Consider the following 20,703-nt stretch of genomic DNA (forward strand, 5'->3'; position numbering starts at 1 on the left):
TCCTCCGGCCGATATCCAAACAACTCTCACACTATTTCTCACGACACAAGGAAGAGACGATGCAGTTCCGTTCTATCCAGAATCGAATTCTGGTCATGGCCGGGATCGCCATGACCGCAGCCCTGGTCATACTGATCCTGCTCAACCAGTATTCCGGTCAACAGACCCAACAGCTGACCATCAGCTCCAGTCGCGCCGCCCTGCAGCAAGAAGCCTGGCAAAAGGTGAGTGCCAACGCTCGGGCCGAGGCCGCCACCATCACACAGTTGCTGCAAAAGGGGCTCTCCTATACCCAGCAGATGGCCAGTGCCCTCGCCTTGCAACAAGAGGGCAAGCTACCGCTGGATCGCCAACAGGCCACGGATCTACTCAAGGCGCAGCTCGCGCTCGAACCACAATTGTATGGCGCCTTCGCCGGCTTCGAGCCGAACGGCTTCGACGGCCAGGACGCCACCTTCGCCGGTCAAAGCGCGCTGGGTAGCGACAGCCAGGGCCGCTTCGTGCCCTACTTCTATCGTGACAAGGACCAGATAGGCACAGACCTGCTGCTGTCCATCGAAAAGACCGATCCGGATGAATTCGGCAACCCGGCCAACGACTACTACTCCTGCCCGAAACGGGAAGGGCGTTCCTGCCTCATCGACCCCTTCAAGGTGGACATCAACGGCCAGCAGGTGCTGGTGAGCACCATCACCACCCCCATCATGGTGGCAGGCAAGTTCAAGGGGATCGCCGCGCTGGATCTGGCTGTGGACTCCATCAGCCGTCAGGCCCAGTCCCTCAACAGCAACATCTATGACGGCAAGGGCGAGACCCTGATCGTCAGCGCCGCAGGCGTCATCACAGGCACCAGCGGTGACGCCAGCCTGCTTGGCAGCCGGGCCGACAAGCTGCTTGGCAACCAGTGGCAGCAATATCTGAAACCGGAAGTGCAGCGTCAGGAGCTGGACGAATCATTTCGTATCTCTGTGCCCATCATGGTACCAGGCATGAGCCGCAACTGGGCCATCATAGTCACCCTGCCCTACAAGGTGGTACTGGCGGGCGCCGATCAGCTGGAAAGCCAGCTAAGCGACATGAGTCGGGCTGCCATGACCCAGCAACTGGTGGGTGCCCTTGTCGTACTGGTGCTGGCACTGGCCACCATGCTGATGATAGCGCGCAGTATCACGGGCCCCATCCGCCAGATGGTCAGCCTGGTAGATGACATTGCCGATGGCGAGGGGGACCTCACCAAGCGCCTCACCACCCGCTCCGTCGACGAGCTGGGGGATCTCGCCAAGGGCATCAACCGCTTCATCGACAAGTTGCAGGTGCTGCTGGGGGATGTGCTGAAAACCGCCAGCGAGGTGAACCGCCACGCCGGTGATACCGATCGCATCGCAGGGCAGACCGACACCAACTTGCAGCATCACCAGGCGGAGATGGAGCAGATGCTGACTGCGGTGCAGGAGATGTCCTATGTCAGCCAGGAAGTGGCCACCCACGCCAACAACACCGCCGACTCGGCCAAGCAGGCCCAGGGCGCGGCGGATCAGGGCAAGGTACGCTTCCAGCAGGTGATCCAGTCAATGCACAAGGTGGCGGCCGAAGCAGGCAAAGGCGCCGAAGTGGTCGAGGGGCTGGCTCACGACAGCGAGCAGATCACCAACATACTCACTGTGATCCAGGGCATTGCCGATCAGACCAACCTGCTGGCGCTCAATGCCGCCATAGAGGCTGCACGGGCCGGCGAACAGGGCCGAGGTTTTGCGGTGGTGGCCGACGAGGTGCGCAAACTGGCGGGCAACACCCAGCAGGCGGTGCAGAACACCCAGGAGCTGCTCGAGAAGATCCGTCTCAGCTCGGCCAATGCAGTCAGCGCCATCAATCAGAGCCAGCAGCTGACCCATCAGGCGGTGGGCGAGGCGGATCTGGCGGAAGAGGCGCTCGCCAGCATCTATCAGGCCATCTCTACCATCAACGACATGACCTATCAGATCGCCTCCGCCGCCGAGGAGCAGAGCTCCGTCTCCGAGACGGTGTCCGGCAATCTGTCAAAAACCAACGCACTGGCCAACGACATCGCTCAGGATGCGACCGAAACGGCCAAAGCCAGTCAGGCATTGCGTCAGGCCGCCGAGCGTTTGCAGCAATTACTGGGACAATTTCGTCTCAGCTGACAATTTTCCTCTCTCGGACTCTCCCCCTCGGGGGCGAGTCCGTTTACCATAGGCAACGAATTTGCCTGATGGCAGGCAATGTAGTGAGAGGTAAATGCCGTGCCCACCCCGGACCGTCGCCCACGTGGCCATAACAGACGAGCCCAGCAGCGTCGACAAGACGAATCACAAGGATCCCTGCTCCATCGTATCAATGCCGCTACCCTGCCCTTGCGCCAGCGCATCGGCCAAGGGATGCGTGGCCTTGGCCAACGCGGCCAGGAGGCCAGCGCGGGCAAATTCAAGCTGGCCAACCCGCTGCCCCGCAAACACACCATAGGCCTGCTGGTGCTGGTGCCCATCTGGCTGCTGTTGATGGCCTGGGAGCCTGCGCCTACCATGCCGACAACCGCCCCGTCCGGTTCGCTCGCCGTGCCGCTGGCCGTGCCAGCCGAAGCGCTGACTACTGGCAATGGCACCTCGGCCGCCAAACCGGTCGAAGAGAAAGTAGATGGCAGCTGGCTACAGCACGATGTGCAAGCCGGTGAAACCCTCTACTCCATCTGGCGCAAGTTCGAGCTGCCAGGCGCCGAGCTCAGTCGCCTGATTGCCATCGAAGGGCCGGACCGCCCTTTGACCCGGCTGCAATCGGGCAAGTCGGTGTTCATTCTGGTGGATGACAACCGCCGCATCCAGCGGGTGGAGATCCGCTCCTACGGTCAGGCCATCTATCGGTATGACCGGCAGGGCCAAGGGTTCGCCCTCAAGGAGTGACAAAACGGGAGGCCATGAGCCTCCCGCTTTTTGATCCAGCACCGTGAAATAAGCCGCTGACTTCACAATATTTTTAGCTTGCTCAAAAAATGAAAAGCGCAAAATTGACAAGGATCTGCTCTCACGTACAATCGTTTGTGCTTTAGACAGGGATTGTTCTACATGCTACTGGGACAAATTGACGTGGTCAGTCATGCTTCAACCCCTGATTCCTAGGCAAATGCTGCCCAACAAGGCTTAGTTTCATTTCGTTATAGATAGGACTTACCACATGTCTGACATTCGCACCGGCCAAGTAAAATGGTTTAACGAAACCAAGGGTTTTGGCTTCATCGAGCAATCCCAGGGACCGGACGTTTTCGTTCACTTCTCCTCCATCCAGAGCACAGGTTTCAAGACCCTGGCTGAAGGTCAAAAAGTCCAGTTCACTGTGACTCAGGGCCAAAAAGGTCCTCAGGCTGAGAACGTTACTCTGCTCTAAGCCACGCCAGTGAGCCTGTAGGAGGAGACCTGCTCCTCCTATTTTTTTGCCTGCCGTTTACCACTCCACTATCCTTCATTGCGCGCTTGTGACCAGACCCTCTCCGGGTTGTGACTGCGCTTGCCCGCCATTTCCCTCTTGTCGCCCCTCAACCATCAGGCCATCACGACCACTGGGTATCAGCTCACCCCGGATCAGGGCAGCGCCTTGCTATCAGGCTAAGCGAGCTTGGCAAACAGAGGGGTAAAGCTTAAAAGCAGGAACACAAACGCATCGCAGCGCGATACGAAAGTCATTTTTGAAGGATTAAAAGGAATGCTGGTACTACGAAGAGAAATTGGAGCGGATAACGAGACTCGAACTCGTGACCCCAGCCTTGGCAAGCACGGATCATGCTCTACCAACCGGGCATTGTAATCAATATGTTTATCTATTGGATTTGGGTACTTCGAAGAGAGATATTGGAGCGGGAAACGAGACTCGAACTCGCGACCCCGACCTTGGCAAGGTCGTGCTCTACCAACTGAGCTATTCCCGCAACAGGATGTCACTTGCAAATGTGTTGGAGCGGGAAACGAGACTCGAACTCGCGACCCCGACCTTGGCAAGGTCGTGCTCTACCAACTGAGCTATTCCCGCAACAGGATGTCACATTGCAAATGTTTGGAGCGGGAAACGAGACTCGAACTCGCGACCCCGACCTTGGCAAGGTCGTGCTCTACCAACTGAGCTATTCCCGCAACATAAATGGTCGTTTTGCGCTGGTGAAGATGATTGGAGCGGGAAACGAGACTCGAACTCGCGACCCCGACCTTGGCAAGGTCGTGCTCTACCAACTGAGCTATTCCCGCATCGAGCTGGATTGAACCAGTTTCATCATCACATTTTGGAGCGGGAAACGAGACTCGAACTCGCGACCCCGACCTTGGCAAGGTCGTGCTCTACCAACTGAGCTATTCCCGCAACAGCGTTGTCATTATCTGGTCTGTGAAGATGATTGGAGCGGGAAACGAGACTCGAACTCGCGACCCCGACCTTGGCAAGGTCGTGCTCTACCAACTGAGCTATTCCCGCATCGGGCTGGATTGAACCAGTTTCATCATCACATTTTGGAGCGGGAAACGAGACTCGAACTCGCGACCCCGACCTTGGCAAGGTCGTGCTCTACCAACTGAGCTATTCCCGCACACACCATAAAATGGCATCAAAACAAATCGTGCAGCATTTGGTTGCTTGCGCTACTGCACGGGAGCCGAATTATAAGAGCAGTCTTTCCAATTGCAAGGGCTTTTTCGTCTGGTTGCGCGTGTTCGCTCAAAAGCTGGCCGAACTGTCGATTTTAGCAACCAATCGATGGCAACCCCATGCCAGGCAATCAGATCTTGAAGACGTGACTACGATAGAAGCGCAGCTCGGCGATGGATTCACGAATATCGTCCAGCGCCATGTGGGAGCCACTCTTGGTGAACTGATCCAGCAGCTCTGGCTGCCAGCGACGTACCAGCTCCTTGATGGTGCTGACGTCAACGTTGCGGTAATGGAAGAAGGCTTCCAGCTCGCTCATGTGCTTGACCATGAAGCGGCGATCCTGACCTATGCTGTTGCCGCACAGCGGGCTGGTGCGCTCCGGTACCCACTGGCGAATGAAATCGAGGGTCTCGGCCACGGCCCTGGTTTCGTCGTACTGACTCTCCTTGACCCGGGCTACCAGTCCGCTCCTGGTATGGGTGTTGACGTTCCAGTCGTCCATCTTGGCCAGCTCTTCATCGCTTTGGTGGATGGCGATGACAGGCCCTTCTGCCAGCACGTTCAGATCCTTGTCGGTGACTATGGTGGCGATCTCCAGTACCACGTTCTCTTCGGGGTCCAGACCCGTCATCTCCATGTCGATCCATACTAGGTTCTGCGCGCTGACTGTCATGATTATTCTCTCTATTGGGAGGAATGGCGGAATTTTGCCAATTTGCATGTATCATACTGGCTTTGAATCTGTTCATAAACTGGCGAATCGAGTGGCAAAGAAAGCAAAACTCAATCTGGGTCAACAAAGGCGCGTCCAGGCCAACCGCGAGCGGCGGTTGCAAAAAGATCACACCACTGTCGTGGATGACACCCTGTTTGGCCCGGCCATTGAAGGAGTGGTGATCAGCCGTTTCGGTCAGCATGCTGACGTAGAAGCGACTGACGGCACCATCCACCGCAGCAACCTGCGTCGCAGCAGCATCAGCAGCCTGGTGTGCGGCGACAAAGTGGTCTGGCGGCCCGGCCTCAATACCGCGACAGCGGGCGTCATCGAGGCGGTGCATCCGCGCCACTCAGTGTTGACCCGGCCGGATTTCTACGACGGGGTCAAACCCATCGCCGCCAACATCGACCAGATCATCATCGTCTCGGCGGTGATGCCCGAGTTCTCCACCAACATTGTCGACCGCTATCTGGTCGCCGCCGAGGATGTGGAGATACAGCCACTCATAGTGCTGAACAAAGTCGACATGCTCGATGAGGCTGCCCGCATCCGTGTCGAACGACAACTCGACCCCTATCGCAAGCTGGGCTACCAGGTGATCCTGGTGAGCTGTGAGAGCGGCGAAGGCCTCGACGAGCTCAAGGCCCAGTTCGAAGGCAAGATCAGCATTTTCGTCGGCCAGTCCGGGGTGGGCAAATCATCCCTGACCAACGCCCTGATGCCGGGGCTGGATGTGCTGACCGGCGAGATCTCCGAAAACTCGGGGCTAGGTACGCACACCACTACCACGGCGCGACTCTATCACTTCCCGAGCGGCGGCGATCTCATCGACTCCCCCGGGATCCGCGAGTTCGCACTCTGGCATCTGGAAGCCGATCGCATCACCTGGTGCTTCATCGAGTTTCGTGACTACCTGGGTGGTTGCCGATTCCGCGACTGCACCCACAAGGACGACCCAGGCTGCGCCCTGCGTGCGGCGGTCGACCGTGGTGACATCAGTGCCGATCGCTTCCACAACTATCACCGCATCCTGGAAACCATGCAGGAAGCCCGCCACGGTCGGCAACAAGCCCGGACGTGACCTATTCAACCCTCTTTCCATAAAGACCAGATCAAGATCATGAGCATCACTGACAACCTGAAAATTGCCGGTCAATACTGTTTGCCCAAGCACGCCCTCTCCCGTCTGGTGGGCAAGCTGGCTGCCGCAGAAGCGGGCAACCTCACCACCAGGGTGATAGAGGCCTTTATCAAGCAGTACGGCGTCGACATGAGCGAAGCGCTGCACGAAGATCCGGCCCACTACGCGAGCTTCAACGCCTTCTTCACCCGCGAGCTCAAGCCGGGGATCCGTCCGCTGGTCGAGGATGCCATGACCCTGGCCCTGCCGGTGGACGGCACCGTCAGCCAGCTCGGCCCCATCCATCAGGGCCGCATCATCCAGGCCAAGGGTCACGACTACAGCGCCCGCGAGCTGCTGGGCGGTTATGAGGATCTGGTGGCGCCATTCAAGGGTGGGGACTTTGCCACCATCTATCTGGCCCCCAAGGATTACCACCGCATCCATATGCCGCTGGACGGCGTGCTGGAAAGCATGGTGTTCGTGCCGGGGGATCTCTTCTCCGTCAACCCGCTCACCGCCGAGAATGTGCCCAACCTGTTCGCTCGCAACGAACGTGTGGTCGCCACCTTCCGCACCCCCCATGGCCCCATGGCGCTGGTGCTGGTCGGCGCCACCATAGTCGCCAGTATCGAAACCATCTGGGCCGGCAATATAGCGCCGACCAGGCAGAAAGAAGTGGTGCGTTGGGATTACAGCGGTGATGAGGCCATCACACTGCAAAAAGGGGCCGAGATGGGCCTGTTCAAGCTCGGTAGCACAGTGGTCTGCCTGTTTGGCCCTGGCATGCTGGCCGGTTTTGAGCCCCATCTGGCCAATGGCGTCACCACTCGCATGGGTCAACCCTTTGCCAAGCTGGCGGCCGACGCATGAGCGACCAGCCAGGCTCCTCGCAAGCAAAGAACCCGCTGCACGGGCTGACCCTGGAGGCGATCGTCACCGCCCTGGTCGAGCACTATGGCTGGGCAGAGCTCGGACAGCAGATAAACATCCGCTGCTTCACTGACGACCCCAGTATCAAGTCCAGCCTGAAGTTCTTGCGCAAGACCCCCTGGGCACGGGAGAAGGTCGAAAGCCTTTACCTCTATGTCCAGCGCAAGCAAGCCAAATTGAAGAAGGAAGGGCCAGATGGCGTTTAAGATTACCTACACCTACAAAAAACAGACCAAAGAGCTCGGCTATGCGAACGACAAGTTCCGCAGCATCTACGATGCCATTGCCGCCGCCGAAGGGCTGGATCTCTCCAGCTTCCACGCCATGGAGGCCCAGCTGGCCCAAGTCTGCCGCCGCGACAAGAAGAGCGTGAAGGATTACCAGGAGAACTACTTCAAGGAGCTGGGTTTCTCCAACATCGTCATCGAACGGGACAATCTAGAAGGCAAGCTCGAAGACAAGCAGGAGTAAGCATGCGCACTCTGACTCTGATGGCCGCCTCCCTGCTGCTGGCGGCTTGCAGTACCCCGACCCAGCATATGGTCGGCAATGATCAGGATATCCACGGCTGTCGTGCCAGCGCCGGTTATCAATGGTCAGCGCTGACCAACCAGTGCGTGCGCCTGTTTGAGCAGGCGGTGAGACTGCAATCCCTCAAATCGGATGAGACCGGTAGCGCCTTCGTGCTGTTCAATGCCGACCAGAGCAAGGCCGAACTGACCCTGCCAAACGGTGAGCAGACCTTGCTGACCCGACAAGGGGATGAGGGCAACTGGTCCTGGCAGGGAGGAGCCTACCAGCTCTTCCCCTGGAAAGGCTATGTGCTCAAATCCGGCGAGCAGGCTCTCTTTCACGGTGACAGCGCCCTCTAGTCGCCAGCCAGTCGTGCTGACGCTCCGAACGCCCCTGGCTCCTGCTAGGGGCGTTTTTCTTTATGTCTGGCGGCAACACAGGGGCACCCGGGTGTCAGAACCTGAAATGCGCTGACGGCGGCATATACCCTCTATTCAGGGCACGCTGGCCGCCCAAAAACAAACTCCCCGCTGCAAGCAAGGGGGTGTTTGATGCTGGCCACCATACAAGCAGGCGGCTGACAGAGGCGGATCAGTTGCCCAGAGTGGCAAACAGACTCTGTTCCAGACTCCCCTGGGAGACACAGACAGGCGTGATGGAGGGGGCTGCAACACGCTCACCGGACGACTCAACGAAGTAGAGCTGGGTATTGCCCTTGACGTTGACGGTCGCCACGCTGTTGTTGCCGCTCTGGGTGATGATCAGATTGATCTGCAGATTGGGATTGCCCAGCGCCACTTTGGAGCCCATGGTGCCGCAATCCAGCCACTCCAGACCATCGGCGGCGTTTTCGACGTTGGCCGTCATCAGACCCGAGCCACGCTGGCTGTTCTCGATGTTGAGACCGTGATCGGCAAACCACTTCTCGGCGCGCGCCCACACCAGATCCACCGGGATCTGCATCTCCTGGGTGTTGTTGGTCGCCTTGGCAACCGGCGGGTTATAGCGGTACTGCTCACCACCATTGTTGTCGCTGGCACACCCGACCATCAGCAGGGCCAGGGCGATCCCCAATATCTTTTTCATGCTGCTTCTCTCATCCATATTATTCGGCCATCGGCCAACCGGCGGCTATTATGGCGTTGACGACACAGACTGTCAGCAGAGATCGGCAGAAATGCATCCTCGTTAACCCAAGCTTTACAAAACCCGTCTGCTATCATAGATTTGCTCGAAATTACCCCCGTGAGTGCCTGCGTGAATTCCTTGCTCACCCTGACGCTGTTACAGCAGATCATCGATCAGTTGCCCATGAATATCTTCTGTCGGGATACGGACGGGCGCTACCTGTTTGCCAACCGCACGTTTGTGGAGCAGGCCGGTCTGCAGCAAACAGAAGAGCTCATAGGCAAGACGGACATAGAGATGCCATGGGGCAACATCTTTCGGGAAGAGGATGATCGCCTGCTGGCAGAGGGCAATCCTCTGCTCTATCAGCAGCTGCACTGCAACAGTGGCGACAGCACCCGTTGGATGGAGATCCACAAGATCCCCCTCTATGACGAGCAGGGCAAGCCGGTGGCGCTGTTTGGCATGGTCAACGAGATTGGCCAGCGCAAGGAGCTGGAGCAGACCTTTCGCCAGCAGCAACTGCTGCAGCGCCGGCTGCTTGACGCCATCCCGGATCCCATCCGGCTGGAAGACCATCAGGGACTGCTCATCGACTGCAACCAGGCCTTTCTCGACTTCATGGGCATGGCGGCGAGCGAGGCGCTCGGCCAGCGTGTCGCACACAGACTCTCCACCGAGTTGCCCATGGGGCGGGGCGAATACTGCCTGGTGGATGCCAACGGTCAGGGCCGCCACCTGGAGATAACCCGGGTCGATGTGCCGGACGACGAGGGCAACTCCCTCGGCATCCTGACCTTGAGCCGTGACATCACGGGACTGCGGACCACCCAGGCCCAGTTGCAGCAGGAGCAGCACTACGACAGCCTGACCGGCCTGCTCAAACTCTCCCATTTTCTGCAGACCAGTCGCCACCTCGGGGCCCGCAAGGCCAGCCTGCTGCTGGTCGACCTGCAACACTTTCGCGAGATCAATGACCGCTTCGGCATCCGGGTCGCCGATCGCCTGCTGAGCCAGGTAGCTCGTCGTCTGCAACAGCTGGCACCGCCCCAGTCACTGGTGTGCCGGGTCGCCGCCGACGACTTCGCCATGCTGCTGCCCGAGCTGAGCGAACCGCTGGCAGACTGGAGTCGCCGCCTGCAAAACGAGCTGATGGTGCCCTACCAGATCGAAGAACACAGGATCCAGATCCCTGTGTTCCTCGGCATCGCCCACGGCAGGGCCAACGATGCCGAACGGCTATTGAGCCATGCCGAGGCCGCGCTGGCCCAGGGCAAGCGTCAGCAGCAGCACTGTACCCTGTTCGATCCCGAGCTAGACGCCAAACTCAAACGCCGTCAGCTGATCGCGGCCCAGCTGCCGCTGGCCATCAAGTCGGGGCAGCTCACCGCCGTCTATCAGCCCATCATCAGCACCCGCAACAACCAGTTGCACGGGGCTGAACTGCTCTGCCGCTGGCCCCACCCCGAACTCGGCATGATCTCGCCAGATGAATTCATCCCGCTGGCAGAGGAGCTGGGGCTCATCGGCCAGCTCGGTCAGCGCATGCTGGAACAAGGCTGTGCCCAACTGGCTCGCTGGCAGGGTGCGGCGCCGGATCTGGTGCTCTCAATCAATCTGTCACCGCTGCAATTTCGTGACCCCGACCTCTGCCCGCAGATCTTCGCCTGCATAGAGCGTCACGGGCTCGCCCCCTGGCAACTGGAGCTGGAGATCACCGAAGGGGTGCTGATGGAGAACGCCGACGAGATTGAGAGCAACCTCGCCAATCTGATTGAGGCGGGGTTCCAGCTCGCCATCGATGACTTCGGCACAGGTTACTGCTCGCTCGCCTACCTGCCCAGGCTGCAGGTGGCTACCCTCAAGCTGGACCGCAGCTTCACCCAGGGGCTGGCCACCAACCAGGCCACCACCGCCATAGTGCGCTCCGTCATCGGCTTGGGCCACGAGCTTGGGATCAGGATCACAGCCGAAGGGGTTGAAACCCCCGAGCAGCAAGCCTGGCTGGTACAAGCCGGTTGCGATCGGCTGCAAGGCTACCTGTTCAGCCGCCCGCTGCCACCCGACGAGTTTGCCCGCAACTATCAGTTGCCCGGCAGCTGACCGCAGACAAAACAAAGGCCACTCGAAAGTGGCCTTTTTGTTGTCCGGCATAGCGCCGACACCCGCGGTTGTCCTTACTCCTGGAAGTAAGTGCCCCAGCCGTCGTAATCCACGCCGTACTTTTTGAGGATCGGCAACATTTTCTCGATGTCAGCCACTATGGTCTCTATGTCCAGCTTGCGCTCTATGGTGGCATCGAAACAGAAGATGGGGGCGCCGTCATCCAGCTCCATCTCTTCCGCGTCAGTCACTTCAAAACCGGCCTTGAACAGGTCGACGGCCGCTTTCTCCAGCTGATCGAAATCCTGACAGGCGAAGTGGTGCTCAATGTCATATTCCAGATCAGGGTTGCTGCCATCGGCCAGCAACTCGTTGACGATGGCGGTGGTCTCTGCACGCCACTCTTGCATATCAAGACTCATATTAACCCCAGCTACTACTTTGTTAGTGTCACATGCCGTCGGCAATCGGGTGCCTGCTTCGGCTCACATTCACCCGGCGCGGCATAGTTGCGGCAAAGCATACCCGCAGAGTGCATCCGGCTCAATGCGCAAGCCAAGATAGCGGCTCGCCCGGGGCCACCCCAAATGGGGTGCCATCATAAAAGGTTAATAAAGTGTAATCTGCCGCTTCTCGTGAAATGTCCCATACGGAACTTCACATCTGGACTGACGATACGCACAACCCCATCGAAAAGCACTGTAAAATCAGCACTATCCACCAGTTCTCACTCAGTGACAAGGGTCACTCAAGGGGTGTATCAAGGGACGCGGGCGCAACAGGGCCCGTACGGAAAGAGGAGCCAGCAAGGCTCCCTTTTATCATGTGAAGGAGCACATAGAATGCCTAAAAAAACAATAATGAGCCTGATCATCGGCTCAACCCTTATGATTGGAAACCACGCCATGGCCGCCCCGGTACATGGCCCGTTCGATGCCCCCCTGGCCGACGAGGTGAAGGTGCTGGATATGCTGAAGAAAAGCGGCCGCATCCCCACCCTGGCCTCCCCCGAGATGGAGCAGGCCGCCCTCGCCCGTTTTTATCGCGAGAAGTCGCGAGCCTACCAGGGCCACAGCGGCACCCTGGCGGTGAAAGAGGGCAAGATGCGGGAGACCATCCTCAAGAAGATCCGCCTGAACGGCACCGCACGTCCCGGCGACCGGGTGCCCACCCTGCTGCTCAAGTCCATCGAGAAGGAGCACTACAACGGCAAGATGCGCAAGGACAAGATCCTCGCCATCCTGGTGGACTTTCCCGACTACCCGAAGAACAGCGTCACCCCGGATCTCACCAAGATGTACTACCCGGACTACACACCCGAGCACTACAACGACCTGCTGTTCTCCAGCAAGGGCTACAAGGGCCCGAACGGTGAAACCTTCATCTCCATGCGCCAGTTCTACGAGCAGCAATCCGGCAAGAGCTACAGCGTGCGCGGGCAGGTGGCGGGCTGGTATACCGCCGACAAGAATGCCGCCTACTACGGCGCCAATGCCACCCCCAACACCATTCGGGACCTGGTGAAGGAGGCGTTGATCCAGGTTGCCAATGACCCCTCCATCGATCTGGCCCAGTTTGACCAGGAGGATCGTTACGATCTCAACGGCAACGGCAACCGGAATGAGCCGGACGGTCTCATCGACCACCTGATGATCTTTCACTCCAGCGTGGGGGAAGAGGCGGGTGGTGGCGATCTTGGCGAGGATGCCATCTGGGCCCATCGCTGGAACCTGGGTGCCCCCTTCCCCATCCCCGGCACCAGCAGCCCGAACGGCAACTTCGGCGGCCAGTTTGCCGCCTACGACTACACCATCCAGCCCATCGATGCGGCGGCCGGGGTCTGTGCCCATGAATATGGCCACGATCTGGGACTGCCGGACGAGTACGACACCAAGTACACCGGCAAGGGTGAACCTGTGGCCACCTGGTCCATCATGTCATCCGGCTCCTGGGCCGGGGTGATAGGCGGCACAGAGCCGACCGGTTTCTCCGCCTGGGCCAAGGAGTTCCTGCAGGCCTCCCTCGGTGGCAACTGGTTGCACGGTAGCAATGTGCAGCTAGCCGACCTCAGCCCCCGCGGCAACGTCTACATGCTGGATCAAGCCAACGACAAGGGCCGCAACGACGACGTGGTACGCATCAATCTGCCCGCCAAGCAGATCCCGCTCAATCCGCCTTATGCCGGCCAATACGAATACCACGGTGGCAAGGCCAACAACCTCGACAACCGCATGAACCTGACCCTGGACTTGACCGGCAAGCAGAGCGCCAGTCTGGCGTTCAAGGCCTGGTACCAGATTGAAGAGGGGTTTGACTATGGGCGGGTGCTGGTCAACGGTCAGCCGATCCCCGGCAACCTGACCACCAGCGACGATCCGAACGGGATCGGCTTTGGCGTCGGCATCACGGGCAACTCCAATGGCTGGACCGATGCCGAATTTGACTTGAGCCCCTGGGCCGGTCAGAAGATAACCCTCACCCTGCAATACCTGAGCGATGGCGGCGTGGCCGAGAACGGCCTGTTCGTGGATGAGATCCTGATCCTGGCCGACGGAGATTCGCTGGTGAGCGACGGGGCCGAAGGCAACTCAGCCTTCACCCTGGCCGGGTTTGTGAAGAGCAACGGCAACGAGGCCAAGGATCACTACTATCTGGCCGAGTGGCGCAACCATGCGGGGGTCGACAAAGGGCTGGCCCACATCAATGTGTCTGACCAGCTGATGCGCTACGAGCCGGGCATGTTGCTCTGGTACGTGGACAACAGCCAGGACAACAACTGGGTAGGCGCCCACCCGGGTGAGGGCTTCCTCGGCGTCGTTGATGCGGACCAACGCACTCTGAAGTGGAGTGACGGCGCCGTCGCCGGCACCCGCTACCAGATCCACGATGCCACCTTCAGCCTGGGCTTCCAGCAACCGCTCAACCTCAAGCACCCTAGCGGCTCCCTGCTGCGCGATTTCTGGGTCACCCCGAAGCGGGTGTTCAAGGATTCCCGCAGCTACCAGAGCAAGGAGATCCCGGATGCGGGTCGCCTGCTGCCCGAGTATGGCCTCAAGATCAGCGTCACGGGTCAGGCCCGCGACATGAGCACGGGACGGATCATCGTCAGCCGTCACTGAGTCATCCAGTGCACCCTGGGGGCTCAGGCCCCCTTTTTCATTGCCCACAACGAAAAACAGCACAACAAGGCAGAATTGAGGGTAAAAACCGGTGACAGGAGGGGGAATTGCTCGGTTATCGAGCGAACGGTACCTCAATCTGCCCCCTGTGGTTGACACATCTGCGTATAAAGGGTTTAATGCGCGCCGTTGCCCAGATAGCTCAGTCGGTAGAGCAGGGGATTGAAAATCCCCGTGTCGGCGGTTCGATTCCGTCTCTGGGCACCAATAATTCCTCCTTAGTTCAGTCGGTAGAACGGCGGACTGTTAATCCGTATGTCGCTGGTTCAAGTCCAGCAGGAGGAGCCAAATTTGAAGAGCCCGCTCATAGAGCGGGCTTTTTTTATGCCTTTCAGCTGCCGTTGCAGGCTGCCAATAGCAGGGTAGCCCCACAGGCGGCACTAAACAGCAAGAGCCCTGTTTGCAGCACGCCTTCCGGGTTTACCCCTTTCTCTTTTTTCCGACGTCGTATCCACGATGGCTTCACCGAGTCCACCTCACCCTGTTCCAGCACTGATCCCTGCGCACATCGGCAGGCGAGCCATCTTTGTGTCAGCCTCCCTTTATCGTCAACCTTTGCCTCGATAATAAATTCATCAAAGAGACCCTCCCTGTCCCGCTTCATCAGCATGCTGACGCGCGGATGTGTGCGCGATCCTACGCCTGGCTCACAAGGGGGTGACTGACCGGCAGCTTCGGGCTTGAAGCACGGCGACTCTGCACCCCTGGCTCCCCCTCTTATCCGGCCAGCTCTATCTTGCCGTAGTCGAGGCGATTCTCCTTTGGCGCGCCCTCTATGCTGCTCACCGCCTTCAGCTTGTACCTGATGATGTAGCCGAAACAGGCGAAGAAGAGGCCGATCACCAGAGCACCGACCCACTGGATCTGCAGGAAGTCGAGTTTGAACAGCAGGGTCAAGCCGGCCAGCATCAGCAAGTTGAGTCCGAAGTAACGCCACTGGCCGAGCCGCTGGGTCGTCAACCCCAGGTTGTCGGTATAGAGGCGGATCAGGGAGTCGAGGGAGTTGATCACCATGGTGATCCCCACGGCGACCATGGCCCAGTTGAAGAAGCCGGCGGTCGAGAGTCCCTGCTCGTGGTAGTAGTAGAGCACGGCGAACCAGACGGCGATAGCCAGGGAGGGGAACACCAGCATGGCCCCCAGCAGTTGCCAGGTGCGCAGGCCGCCGACGAAGCGGGCGGTGAACTGACCTATCATGATGCTCCAGGAGAACCACCAATAGAGATAAAAGGCGTGGTAATCATTGAGGGGCAACACGAAGCGCTCCATGTGACCAAAGTATCCTCCCACCAGCGCCAGCGTCGCGGCAAAATCAGCGAGAGATCCCGCCGGCGTGAGAAAGGCGGCGCCCCACATCAGGGCGATCAGGGCGATGAAGCAGGTCGTCGTGCCCAGGCTCAGGATCCTGACGAACTTCAGGCTGGTGCTCGAATAGATGGAGAGCGCAATCACCAGCAGCACTATCAGGTAAAAACTCGCCACCAGGCTCTCGCCATCCCCGATCTGGGGCAGATACCAGGGCAGGTTGCTCAGCAGCAGATAGGCGGTGAAGGCACAGGTGCCTATGATCACCAGGTTGTTGAGGAACTTCACCGGCGCCAGCTCAAAGAACTTCACTCTGGGTTCTATCACGCAGAAATAGAAACAGGTCAGAAAGTAGAAACCCCAGATGAGAAATCCCCAGTAACCGAATTCAATGGCAAGCGGATTGGTGAAGCCATATTCCGGGCTCGCCTGCAGATCGGCATAACCGGCAAACTCGGTGAGCGGGAACATGATGAGCCCCACATCCAGGCCGGAGGTGAACAGGATGGCGACGAAGGTAAAGGTGCGCACCGGCGTGGTACCGATACAACGAATATTGCCCCAGCGATAGAGCACAAAGGCGATGGCGGCAAAGGTAAACAGTATTCCTGCACTGAGCCAGACTGTCATGACTGACCTCCTGTGATATCCCTTTCGTGACTAAACATAAGTGCTCCTTGTCATTGCATTGTGGTGTTCAAGAGGCAGTTCGGCTTCCTGCGGACATGACTCCCCCAACCCCGCAGTGGCGAGGGGAAATGGACACGGGATCAGGGCTTAGCTATCGCCGGTATCAAGTGCGATCGGGCGATAGCTAAGGTCTGACGAACTGCCATCCGGGTAGTGGCATCTCTTTTTATTCAACCAACGGGCTCAAGCCAGGGAACGCACCGGCTCCCGCGGACGCTGCTTCTCCTGCCAGTGGTCGGCCAGCCCCACCTCGACCGGGTGCGCCGTCAGTGGCACCTTGCCCAGGATCAGGTCGGCGGCGCGCTCGGCCACCATCAGGGTGGGGGCATTGAGGTTGCCATTGGGAATGGTCGGGAAGATGGAAGAATCCACCACCCGCAGCCCCTGCAGGCCATGAACCCGGGTCTCGGGATCCACCACCGCCAGGGAGTCCGTCCCCATCTTGCAGGAGCAGGAAGGGTGGTAGGCGCTCTCCACGGCACTGCGCACGAAGGCATCTATCTGCTCATCGCTTTGTACCGACCCCCCTGGCTGTATCTCCTCTCCCCGATAGGCATCCAGGGCCGGTTGACCGATGATCTCCCGGGTCAGTCGCACGCAAGCGCGAAATCCTTCGACATCATCCGGATGGGAGAGATAGTTGAAGCGGATGGCGGGGGCCTGACGGGGATCGGCCGAGCGCACCTTCACCTGGCCGCGACTGCGGGGCTTGTTGTGGCCTATGTGAACCTGGAAGCCATGGCCCGCAAACGCCTCCTTGCCGTCATAACGCATGGCGGCAGGCAGGAAATGGTATTGCAGATCCGGCCAGGGCACCCCCGCCTTGGAGCGGATGAAGCCACAAGACTCGAAGTGATTGGTCGCCCCCAGACCGTCCTTGCGCAACAGCCAGCGGCTGCCGATGAGGAATTTGTCCCACAGACCCAGTTTGCCATTGAGGGTGATGGGTTGCTGACAGCGAAACTGGAAGTAGAACTCCAGATGGTCCTGCAGGTTTTCGCCCACCCCGGGCAGAGGGTGCAGTACCCCTATCCCTGCCGCCCTCAGGGTATCGGGATCGCCGATGCCGGAGAGTTGCAGCAGATGAGGTGAGCCGATAGGGCCTGCACTCAGGATCACCTCCTTGCCGGCCCTTACCTCCTCCATCTTGCCCTTGCGTTCGAAGCGCACCCCGACCGCCTGTTTGCCCTCGAGCAGTACCTTGTGGACCAGGGCACCAGTCAGCACTGTGAGGTTGGCCCGCTCCATGGCGGGTCTGAGATAGGCATTGGCACTGGAGCTGCGAACCCCTTGCTTGACCGTCATGTGCATGGGGCCGAACCCTTCCTGCTGGCGGCCGTTGTAATCCGCCGTCCCGTCGTAGCCCGCTTCCACACCGGCATCGACGAAAGCCTGATAGAGGGGGTTTTGCATCTGGTTGCCGTTGTTGACCCCAAGCGGCCCCTCAGCGCCGCGATACTCATCCCCACCGAAGGCCCACTGCTCGGCCCGCTTGAAGTAGGGCAGGCAATGGGCATAGTCCCAGCCCTGCGCCCCCGCCTGCTGCCACTCGTCAAAGTCACCGGCGTGGCCGCGCACATAGACCATGCCATTGATGGAGGAGGATCCTCCCAGTACCTTGCCCCTTGGGCAGTGCATGCGCCGCCCATCCAGATGGGGCTCGGGCTCGGTCTCGAACTGCCAGGCATACTTTTTGGTGTTCATGGGGATGGAAAGGGCGGTCGGCATCTGGATGAAGATGCTCTTGTCGCTGCCCCCCGTCTCCAGCAGCAGCACCCTGTGCTGACCATCCTCGCTCAGGCGGTTGGCCAGCACGCAACCGGCGCTGCCCGCCCCCACTATGATGTAATCGAATTGCGTCATGGTGCCTCCTTAAAACGGACTCTGGATCGCTTGCATGCCGACATAGACGGACTTGAGCTGGGTGTAGTGTTGCAGGGTTGTCAGGCCGTTCTCCCGCCCTATGCCGGACTGCTTGAAGCCGCCCACCGGCATCTCGGCCGGGGAGGCGCCATAGCTGTTGATCCAGCAGATCCCGGCCTGCAGCTGGTGCACCACCCGGTGAGCGCGACGAATGTCCCGGGTGAAGACCCCGGCCGCCAGCCCCAGGGCAGTGTCATTGGCTCGCCGCACCACCTCCTCTTCCTGCTCGAAACTGAGCACGGACATAACGGGGCCGAAAATCTCTTCCCGGCAGATCCGCATCTCGTCCCGGCATTCGCTGAAGATGGTGGGGGCGACGAAGAAGCCATCCGGCGCCATGGCCGGCCGCAGCGCCTCCCCGCCACAGCGCAGGGTGGCCCCCTCTTCCTGGCCGATGCGGATATAGTCGAGCACCTTGCGCTGATGCTCGCGAGAGATGAGGGCACCGAAGTTGGTGGCGGGATCCATGGGATCGCCGATCCGGATATTGTCCCGGGTTCGGGCCAGCAGCCGCGCCATGAAGGCGGGGTAGATCCCCTGTTGTACATAGACGCGGGTGCCATTGGTGCACACCTCGCCCTGGGTATAGAAGTTCGCCACCATGGCAGCGCTGACCGCCTCCTCCAGATCTGCATCGTCGAAGATGATGAGGGGGGACTTGCCTCCCAGCTCCATGGTCACCCCCTTGAGGGTCTCAGCAGCGGCGCGCATCACCTTCTTGCCGGTGCCCACCTCGCCGGTGAAGGAGATCTTGGCCACCTCGGGCGCCTGACTCAGCCAGGCACCGACCCGGCCATCCCCCTGCACCACATTGAAGACGCCGGCGGGCATGCCGGCCTCGATGAAGATCTCCGCCAGCTTGAGGGCACCGAGGGGCGTCTCTTCCGAGGGTTTGAAGATCATGCTGTTGCCGCAGGCCAGCGCGGGGGCCGCCTTCCAGCAGGCAATTTGCAGCGGGTAGTTCCAGGCGCCGATCCCGGCACAGACGCCGAGGGGTTCGCGGCGGCTGTAGTAAAAATCAGCCCCCAGCTGCTGCTGATTGCCCTCGATGGCGGCAGCCAGGCCGGCGAAGAACTCTATGCTGTCGGCGCCAGTCACCACGTCCACCACAGAGGCTTCCTGCCAGGGCTTGCCGGTGTCGGCTACCTCGATGGCGGCAAGGATATCGTTACGCTCACGCAACAGAGCCACGGCCCGCAACAGGATCCGGCCACGCTCGACCCCACTCATGGCCGACCAGAGCGCAAAACCGTTCTGGGCACTCGCAATGGCCGCAGTTTGCACTGCCTCATCGGCCACCTCGACCTCGTAGATGACGGCCCCGCTAGCCGGATTGATCACCTCGAAGTACTCGCCCGAGGTATTGGCCAGATAACGGCCGTCGACAAAATTCTGATAACGCTTCAAAGACATGAATTCACTCCGCTGGGGTCAGTCGTTGCTGGATAAAGAGTTTGCAAAGCCGCTCAGCGCGGCTGAAATCGGGTTCAGGGCTGGGGCTCAAAGCACTGCGTAGCCAGAAACCATCTATCATGGCGGCGCTCTGTTGTGCGGCAGCCAGTGCCTCTTGCCGGGTCAGGCACAAACCAAAGGAGTAGGCCAGATTGCTCAGCAATCGCCGCTGATTGATCCGCTGCAGGCGGGCCAAGCCCGGTTCATGGCTGGCCTGAGACCAGAAAGCAAGCCAGGTGCGCGCCACGGCCCGGGAACACTGCAAAGGGGTGAAATTGGCCTCCACTACCGCCATCAGTCGTGCTTGTGGCGACATACCGGGTACGAGCCGCTCCCGCAGCGCCTGACCAAGCGCGGCTTGCAGGTCTCGCATGGCCGCTTCAATCAGTCCCTGTTTGCCACCAAAATAGTGGCTGATGATGCCGGAAGACATGCCGGCCAGGGTGCTGATGCGATGGATGGTGGTGTGTTGCAAACCGAACTCGTCCACCGAAGAGATGGTGGCCTGGATCAGTTGCTGACGACGCTTTTCAGAGACTCCGACTATGGGCATGTTTTTGTTAATTGATTGTTCAACCAGCAATAACCATAAAGATTAGAGCAGAAAGGATCAACCACACAAAAATCAGTGAAACAAAAAACAAAATGCAGAGATCAACAAAAAAACAATTAAAAAACAAATAGATAAACAATAATCAAAAGCGTGAATTTAATTTAGATATTAAATCAATTTGTTTCTAAAAGGTTACCGAACAGAGCAAAAAACAACCAAATCCATTTCAATCAGTTGCCCACCCCCAACCATGAAAACGGTCATCTGGAGGTCACAAAAACAGGGTGTGGCGGTGGTTTTTTGTCTATGCCGACACCGAATGTCACCTTGATAGAAGGGGAACGATAGGCATAGAGGATGAAGATTTCATGAGCAAGAAGACGGGGGGCTGACTGCGGGCACAGGATCGCGAGCAACATGAGGGAAATTACCCGTCTTGCCA

17 protein-coding genes and 9 tRNA genes are annotated in these 20,703 nt (G+C 59.2%); 12 read left to right on the top strand and 14 right to left on the bottom strand.

Annotated features, from left to right (window positions below; translation table 11 throughout):
• Window positions 1-59: 59 nt before the first annotated feature.
• The 3 genes from GWQ31_RS12850 (at window position 60) to GWQ31_RS12860 (ending at window position 3,396) form a co-directional block, all read left to right on the top strand.
• Complete coding sequence (locus GWQ31_RS12850; protein WP_058393668.1) at window positions 60-2,162, top strand: methyl-accepting chemotaxis protein; 2,103 nt, start codon at window positions 60-62, stop codon at window positions 2,160-2,162.
• 99 nt (window positions 2,163-2,261) lie between these two features.
• The gene (locus tag GWQ31_RS12855) at window positions 2,262-2,915 is read left to right on the top strand and encodes a LysM-like peptidoglycan-binding domain-containing protein (RefSeq protein ID WP_275909518.1); all 654 of its coding nucleotides are present in this window, start codon (window positions 2,262-2,264) and stop codon (window positions 2,913-2,915) included.
• A gap of 271 nt (window positions 2,916-3,186) precedes the next feature.
• A complete protein-coding gene (locus GWQ31_RS12860) occupies window positions 3,187-3,396 on the top strand; it encodes a cold-shock protein (protein ID WP_005317918.1) in 210 nt (69 codons plus the stop codon).
• Between the two features lie 462 nt (window positions 3,397-3,858).
• Here GWQ31_RS12860 and GWQ31_RS12865 read toward each other — a convergent pair.
• The 8 genes from GWQ31_RS12865 to orn all read right to left on the bottom strand — a co-directional run bounded on the left by GWQ31_RS12865 (window position 3,859) and on the right by orn (window position 5,317).
• Window positions 3,859-3,934, bottom strand: a tRNA-Gly gene (locus GWQ31_RS12865).
• Between the two features lie 25 nt (window positions 3,935-3,959).
• A tRNA-Gly gene (locus tag GWQ31_RS12870) sits at window positions 3,960-4,035 on the bottom strand.
• A gap of 25 nt (window positions 4,036-4,060) precedes the next feature.
• Window positions 4,061-4,136: transfer RNA gene (locus GWQ31_RS12875), tRNA-Gly, on the bottom strand.
• Between the two features lie 35 nt (window positions 4,137-4,171).
• A tRNA-Gly gene (locus tag GWQ31_RS12880) sits at window positions 4,172-4,247 on the bottom strand.
• Window positions 4,248-4,283: 36 nt separating this feature from the next.
• Window positions 4,284-4,359 (bottom strand) — tRNA-Gly (locus GWQ31_RS12885).
• 35 nt (window positions 4,360-4,394) lie between these two features.
• A tRNA-Gly gene (locus GWQ31_RS12890) sits at window positions 4,395-4,470 on the bottom strand.
• Between the two features lie 36 nt (window positions 4,471-4,506).
• Window positions 4,507-4,582 (bottom strand) — tRNA-Gly (locus GWQ31_RS12895).
• Window positions 4,583-4,771: 189 nt separating this feature from the next.
• On the bottom strand, window positions 4,772-5,317 hold the full coding sequence (orn, locus tag GWQ31_RS12900; protein WP_005317921.1) for an oligoribonuclease: 546 nt from the start codon (window positions 5,315-5,317) through the stop codon (window positions 4,772-4,774).
• 91 nt (window positions 5,318-5,408) lie between these two features.
• Between orn and rsgA the strand changes: the two genes are divergently transcribed.
• Genes rsgA through GWQ31_RS12925 form a run of 5 tightly spaced genes read left to right on the top strand, consistent with a single transcriptional unit; the run spans window position 5,409 to window position 8,287 of the window.
• Entirely contained in the window at window positions 5,409-6,443 is a 1,035-nt protein-coding gene (gene rsgA / locus GWQ31_RS12905; RefSeq protein ID WP_021140742.1) for a small ribosomal subunit biogenesis GTPase RsgA, read from the top strand.
• Between the two features lie 39 nt (window positions 6,444-6,482).
• On the top strand, window positions 6,483-7,355 hold the full coding sequence (asd, locus tag GWQ31_RS12910) for an archaetidylserine decarboxylase (protein WP_275909519.1): 873 nt from the start codon (window positions 6,483-6,485) through the stop codon (window positions 7,353-7,355).
• Entirely contained in the window at window positions 7,352-7,621 is a 270-nt protein-coding gene (locus tag GWQ31_RS12915) for a VF530 family protein (RefSeq protein ID WP_005317929.1), read from the top strand. The genes asd and GWQ31_RS12915 overlap by 4 nt, the downstream gene beginning before the upstream one ends.
• Window positions 7,611-7,886, top strand: coding sequence for a DUF2960 domain-containing protein (locus tag GWQ31_RS12920; protein ID WP_021140745.1), 276 nt, complete (start codon window positions 7,611-7,613; stop codon window positions 7,884-7,886). Before GWQ31_RS12915 ends, GWQ31_RS12920 begins: the two co-directional genes overlap by 11 nt.
• A 2-nt stretch (window positions 7,887-7,888) precedes the next feature.
• Window positions 7,889-8,287, top strand: coding sequence for a hypothetical protein (locus GWQ31_RS12925; protein WP_005317936.1), 399 nt, complete (start codon window positions 7,889-7,891; stop codon window positions 8,285-8,287).
• Window positions 8,288-8,519: 232 nt separating this feature from the next.
• Here the strand turns inward: GWQ31_RS12925 and GWQ31_RS12930 are convergent, their stop codons facing one another.
• On the bottom strand, window positions 8,520-9,014 hold the full coding sequence (locus GWQ31_RS12930; protein ID WP_275909520.1) for a hypothetical protein: 495 nt from the start codon (window positions 9,012-9,014) through the stop codon (window positions 8,520-8,522).
• A gap of 171 nt (window positions 9,015-9,185) precedes the next feature.
• Between GWQ31_RS12930 and GWQ31_RS12935 the strand changes: the two genes are divergently transcribed.
• Entirely contained in the window at window positions 9,186-11,159 is a 1,974-nt protein-coding gene (locus GWQ31_RS12935; protein WP_099994210.1) for an EAL domain-containing protein, read from the top strand.
• A gap of 74 nt (window positions 11,160-11,233) precedes the next feature.
• On the opposite strand, the gene rraB is transcribed toward GWQ31_RS12935, so the two are convergent.
• Window positions 11,234-11,581 (bottom strand): ribonuclease E inhibitor RraB, encoded by a 348-nt coding sequence (rraB, locus tag GWQ31_RS12940; RefSeq protein ID WP_011898395.1) that lies wholly within the window; start codon window positions 11,579-11,581, stop codon window positions 11,234-11,236.
• A 420-nt stretch (window positions 11,582-12,001) separates the two neighbouring features.
• Between rraB and GWQ31_RS12945 the strand changes: the two genes are divergently transcribed.
• The 3 genes from GWQ31_RS12945 to GWQ31_RS12955 all read left to right on the top strand — a co-directional run bounded on the left by GWQ31_RS12945 (window position 12,002) and on the right by GWQ31_RS12955 (window position 14,626).
• Window positions 12,002-14,278, top strand: coding sequence for an immune inhibitor A domain-containing protein (locus tag GWQ31_RS12945; RefSeq protein WP_265420848.1), 2,277 nt, complete (start codon window positions 12,002-12,004; stop codon window positions 14,276-14,278).
• Between the two features lie 191 nt (window positions 14,279-14,469).
• Window positions 14,470-14,545 (top strand) — tRNA-Phe (locus GWQ31_RS12950).
• A 5-nt stretch (window positions 14,546-14,550) separates the two neighbouring features.
• Window positions 14,551-14,626 (top strand) — tRNA-Asn (locus GWQ31_RS12955).
• Between the two features lie 429 nt (window positions 14,627-15,055).
• On the opposite strand, the gene GWQ31_RS12960 is transcribed toward GWQ31_RS12955, so the two are convergent.
• The 4 genes from GWQ31_RS12960 to betI form a co-directional block, all read right to left on the bottom strand.
• Window positions 15,056-16,273, bottom strand: coding sequence for a BCCT family transporter (locus tag GWQ31_RS12960; RefSeq protein ID WP_219597741.1), 1,218 nt, complete (start codon window positions 16,271-16,273; stop codon window positions 15,056-15,058).
• A 243-nt stretch (window positions 16,274-16,516) separates the two neighbouring features.
• Window positions 16,517-18,196: a choline dehydrogenase gene (betA, locus tag GWQ31_RS12965; RefSeq protein ID WP_275909521.1), complete on the bottom strand. Its 1,680-nt coding sequence runs from the start codon at window positions 18,194-18,196 to the stop codon at window positions 16,517-16,519.
• 9 nt (window positions 18,197-18,205) lie between these two features.
• Window positions 18,206-19,669, bottom strand: coding sequence for a betaine-aldehyde dehydrogenase (betB, locus tag GWQ31_RS12970; RefSeq protein ID WP_275909522.1), 1,464 nt, complete (start codon window positions 19,667-19,669; stop codon window positions 18,206-18,208).
• Between the two features lie 4 nt (window positions 19,670-19,673).
• Window positions 19,674-20,261 (bottom strand): transcriptional regulator BetI, encoded by a 588-nt coding sequence (betI, locus tag GWQ31_RS12975; protein ID WP_099994215.1) that lies wholly within the window; start codon window positions 20,259-20,261, stop codon window positions 19,674-19,676.
• Window positions 20,262-20,703: the final 442 nt, after the last annotated feature.

The organism is Aeromonas sp. 2MA4, assembly GCF_029237305.1.
In the GTDB taxonomy this organism is placed as follows: domain Bacteria; phylum Pseudomonadota; class Gammaproteobacteria; order Enterobacterales; family Aeromonadaceae; genus Aeromonas; species Aeromonas salmonicida.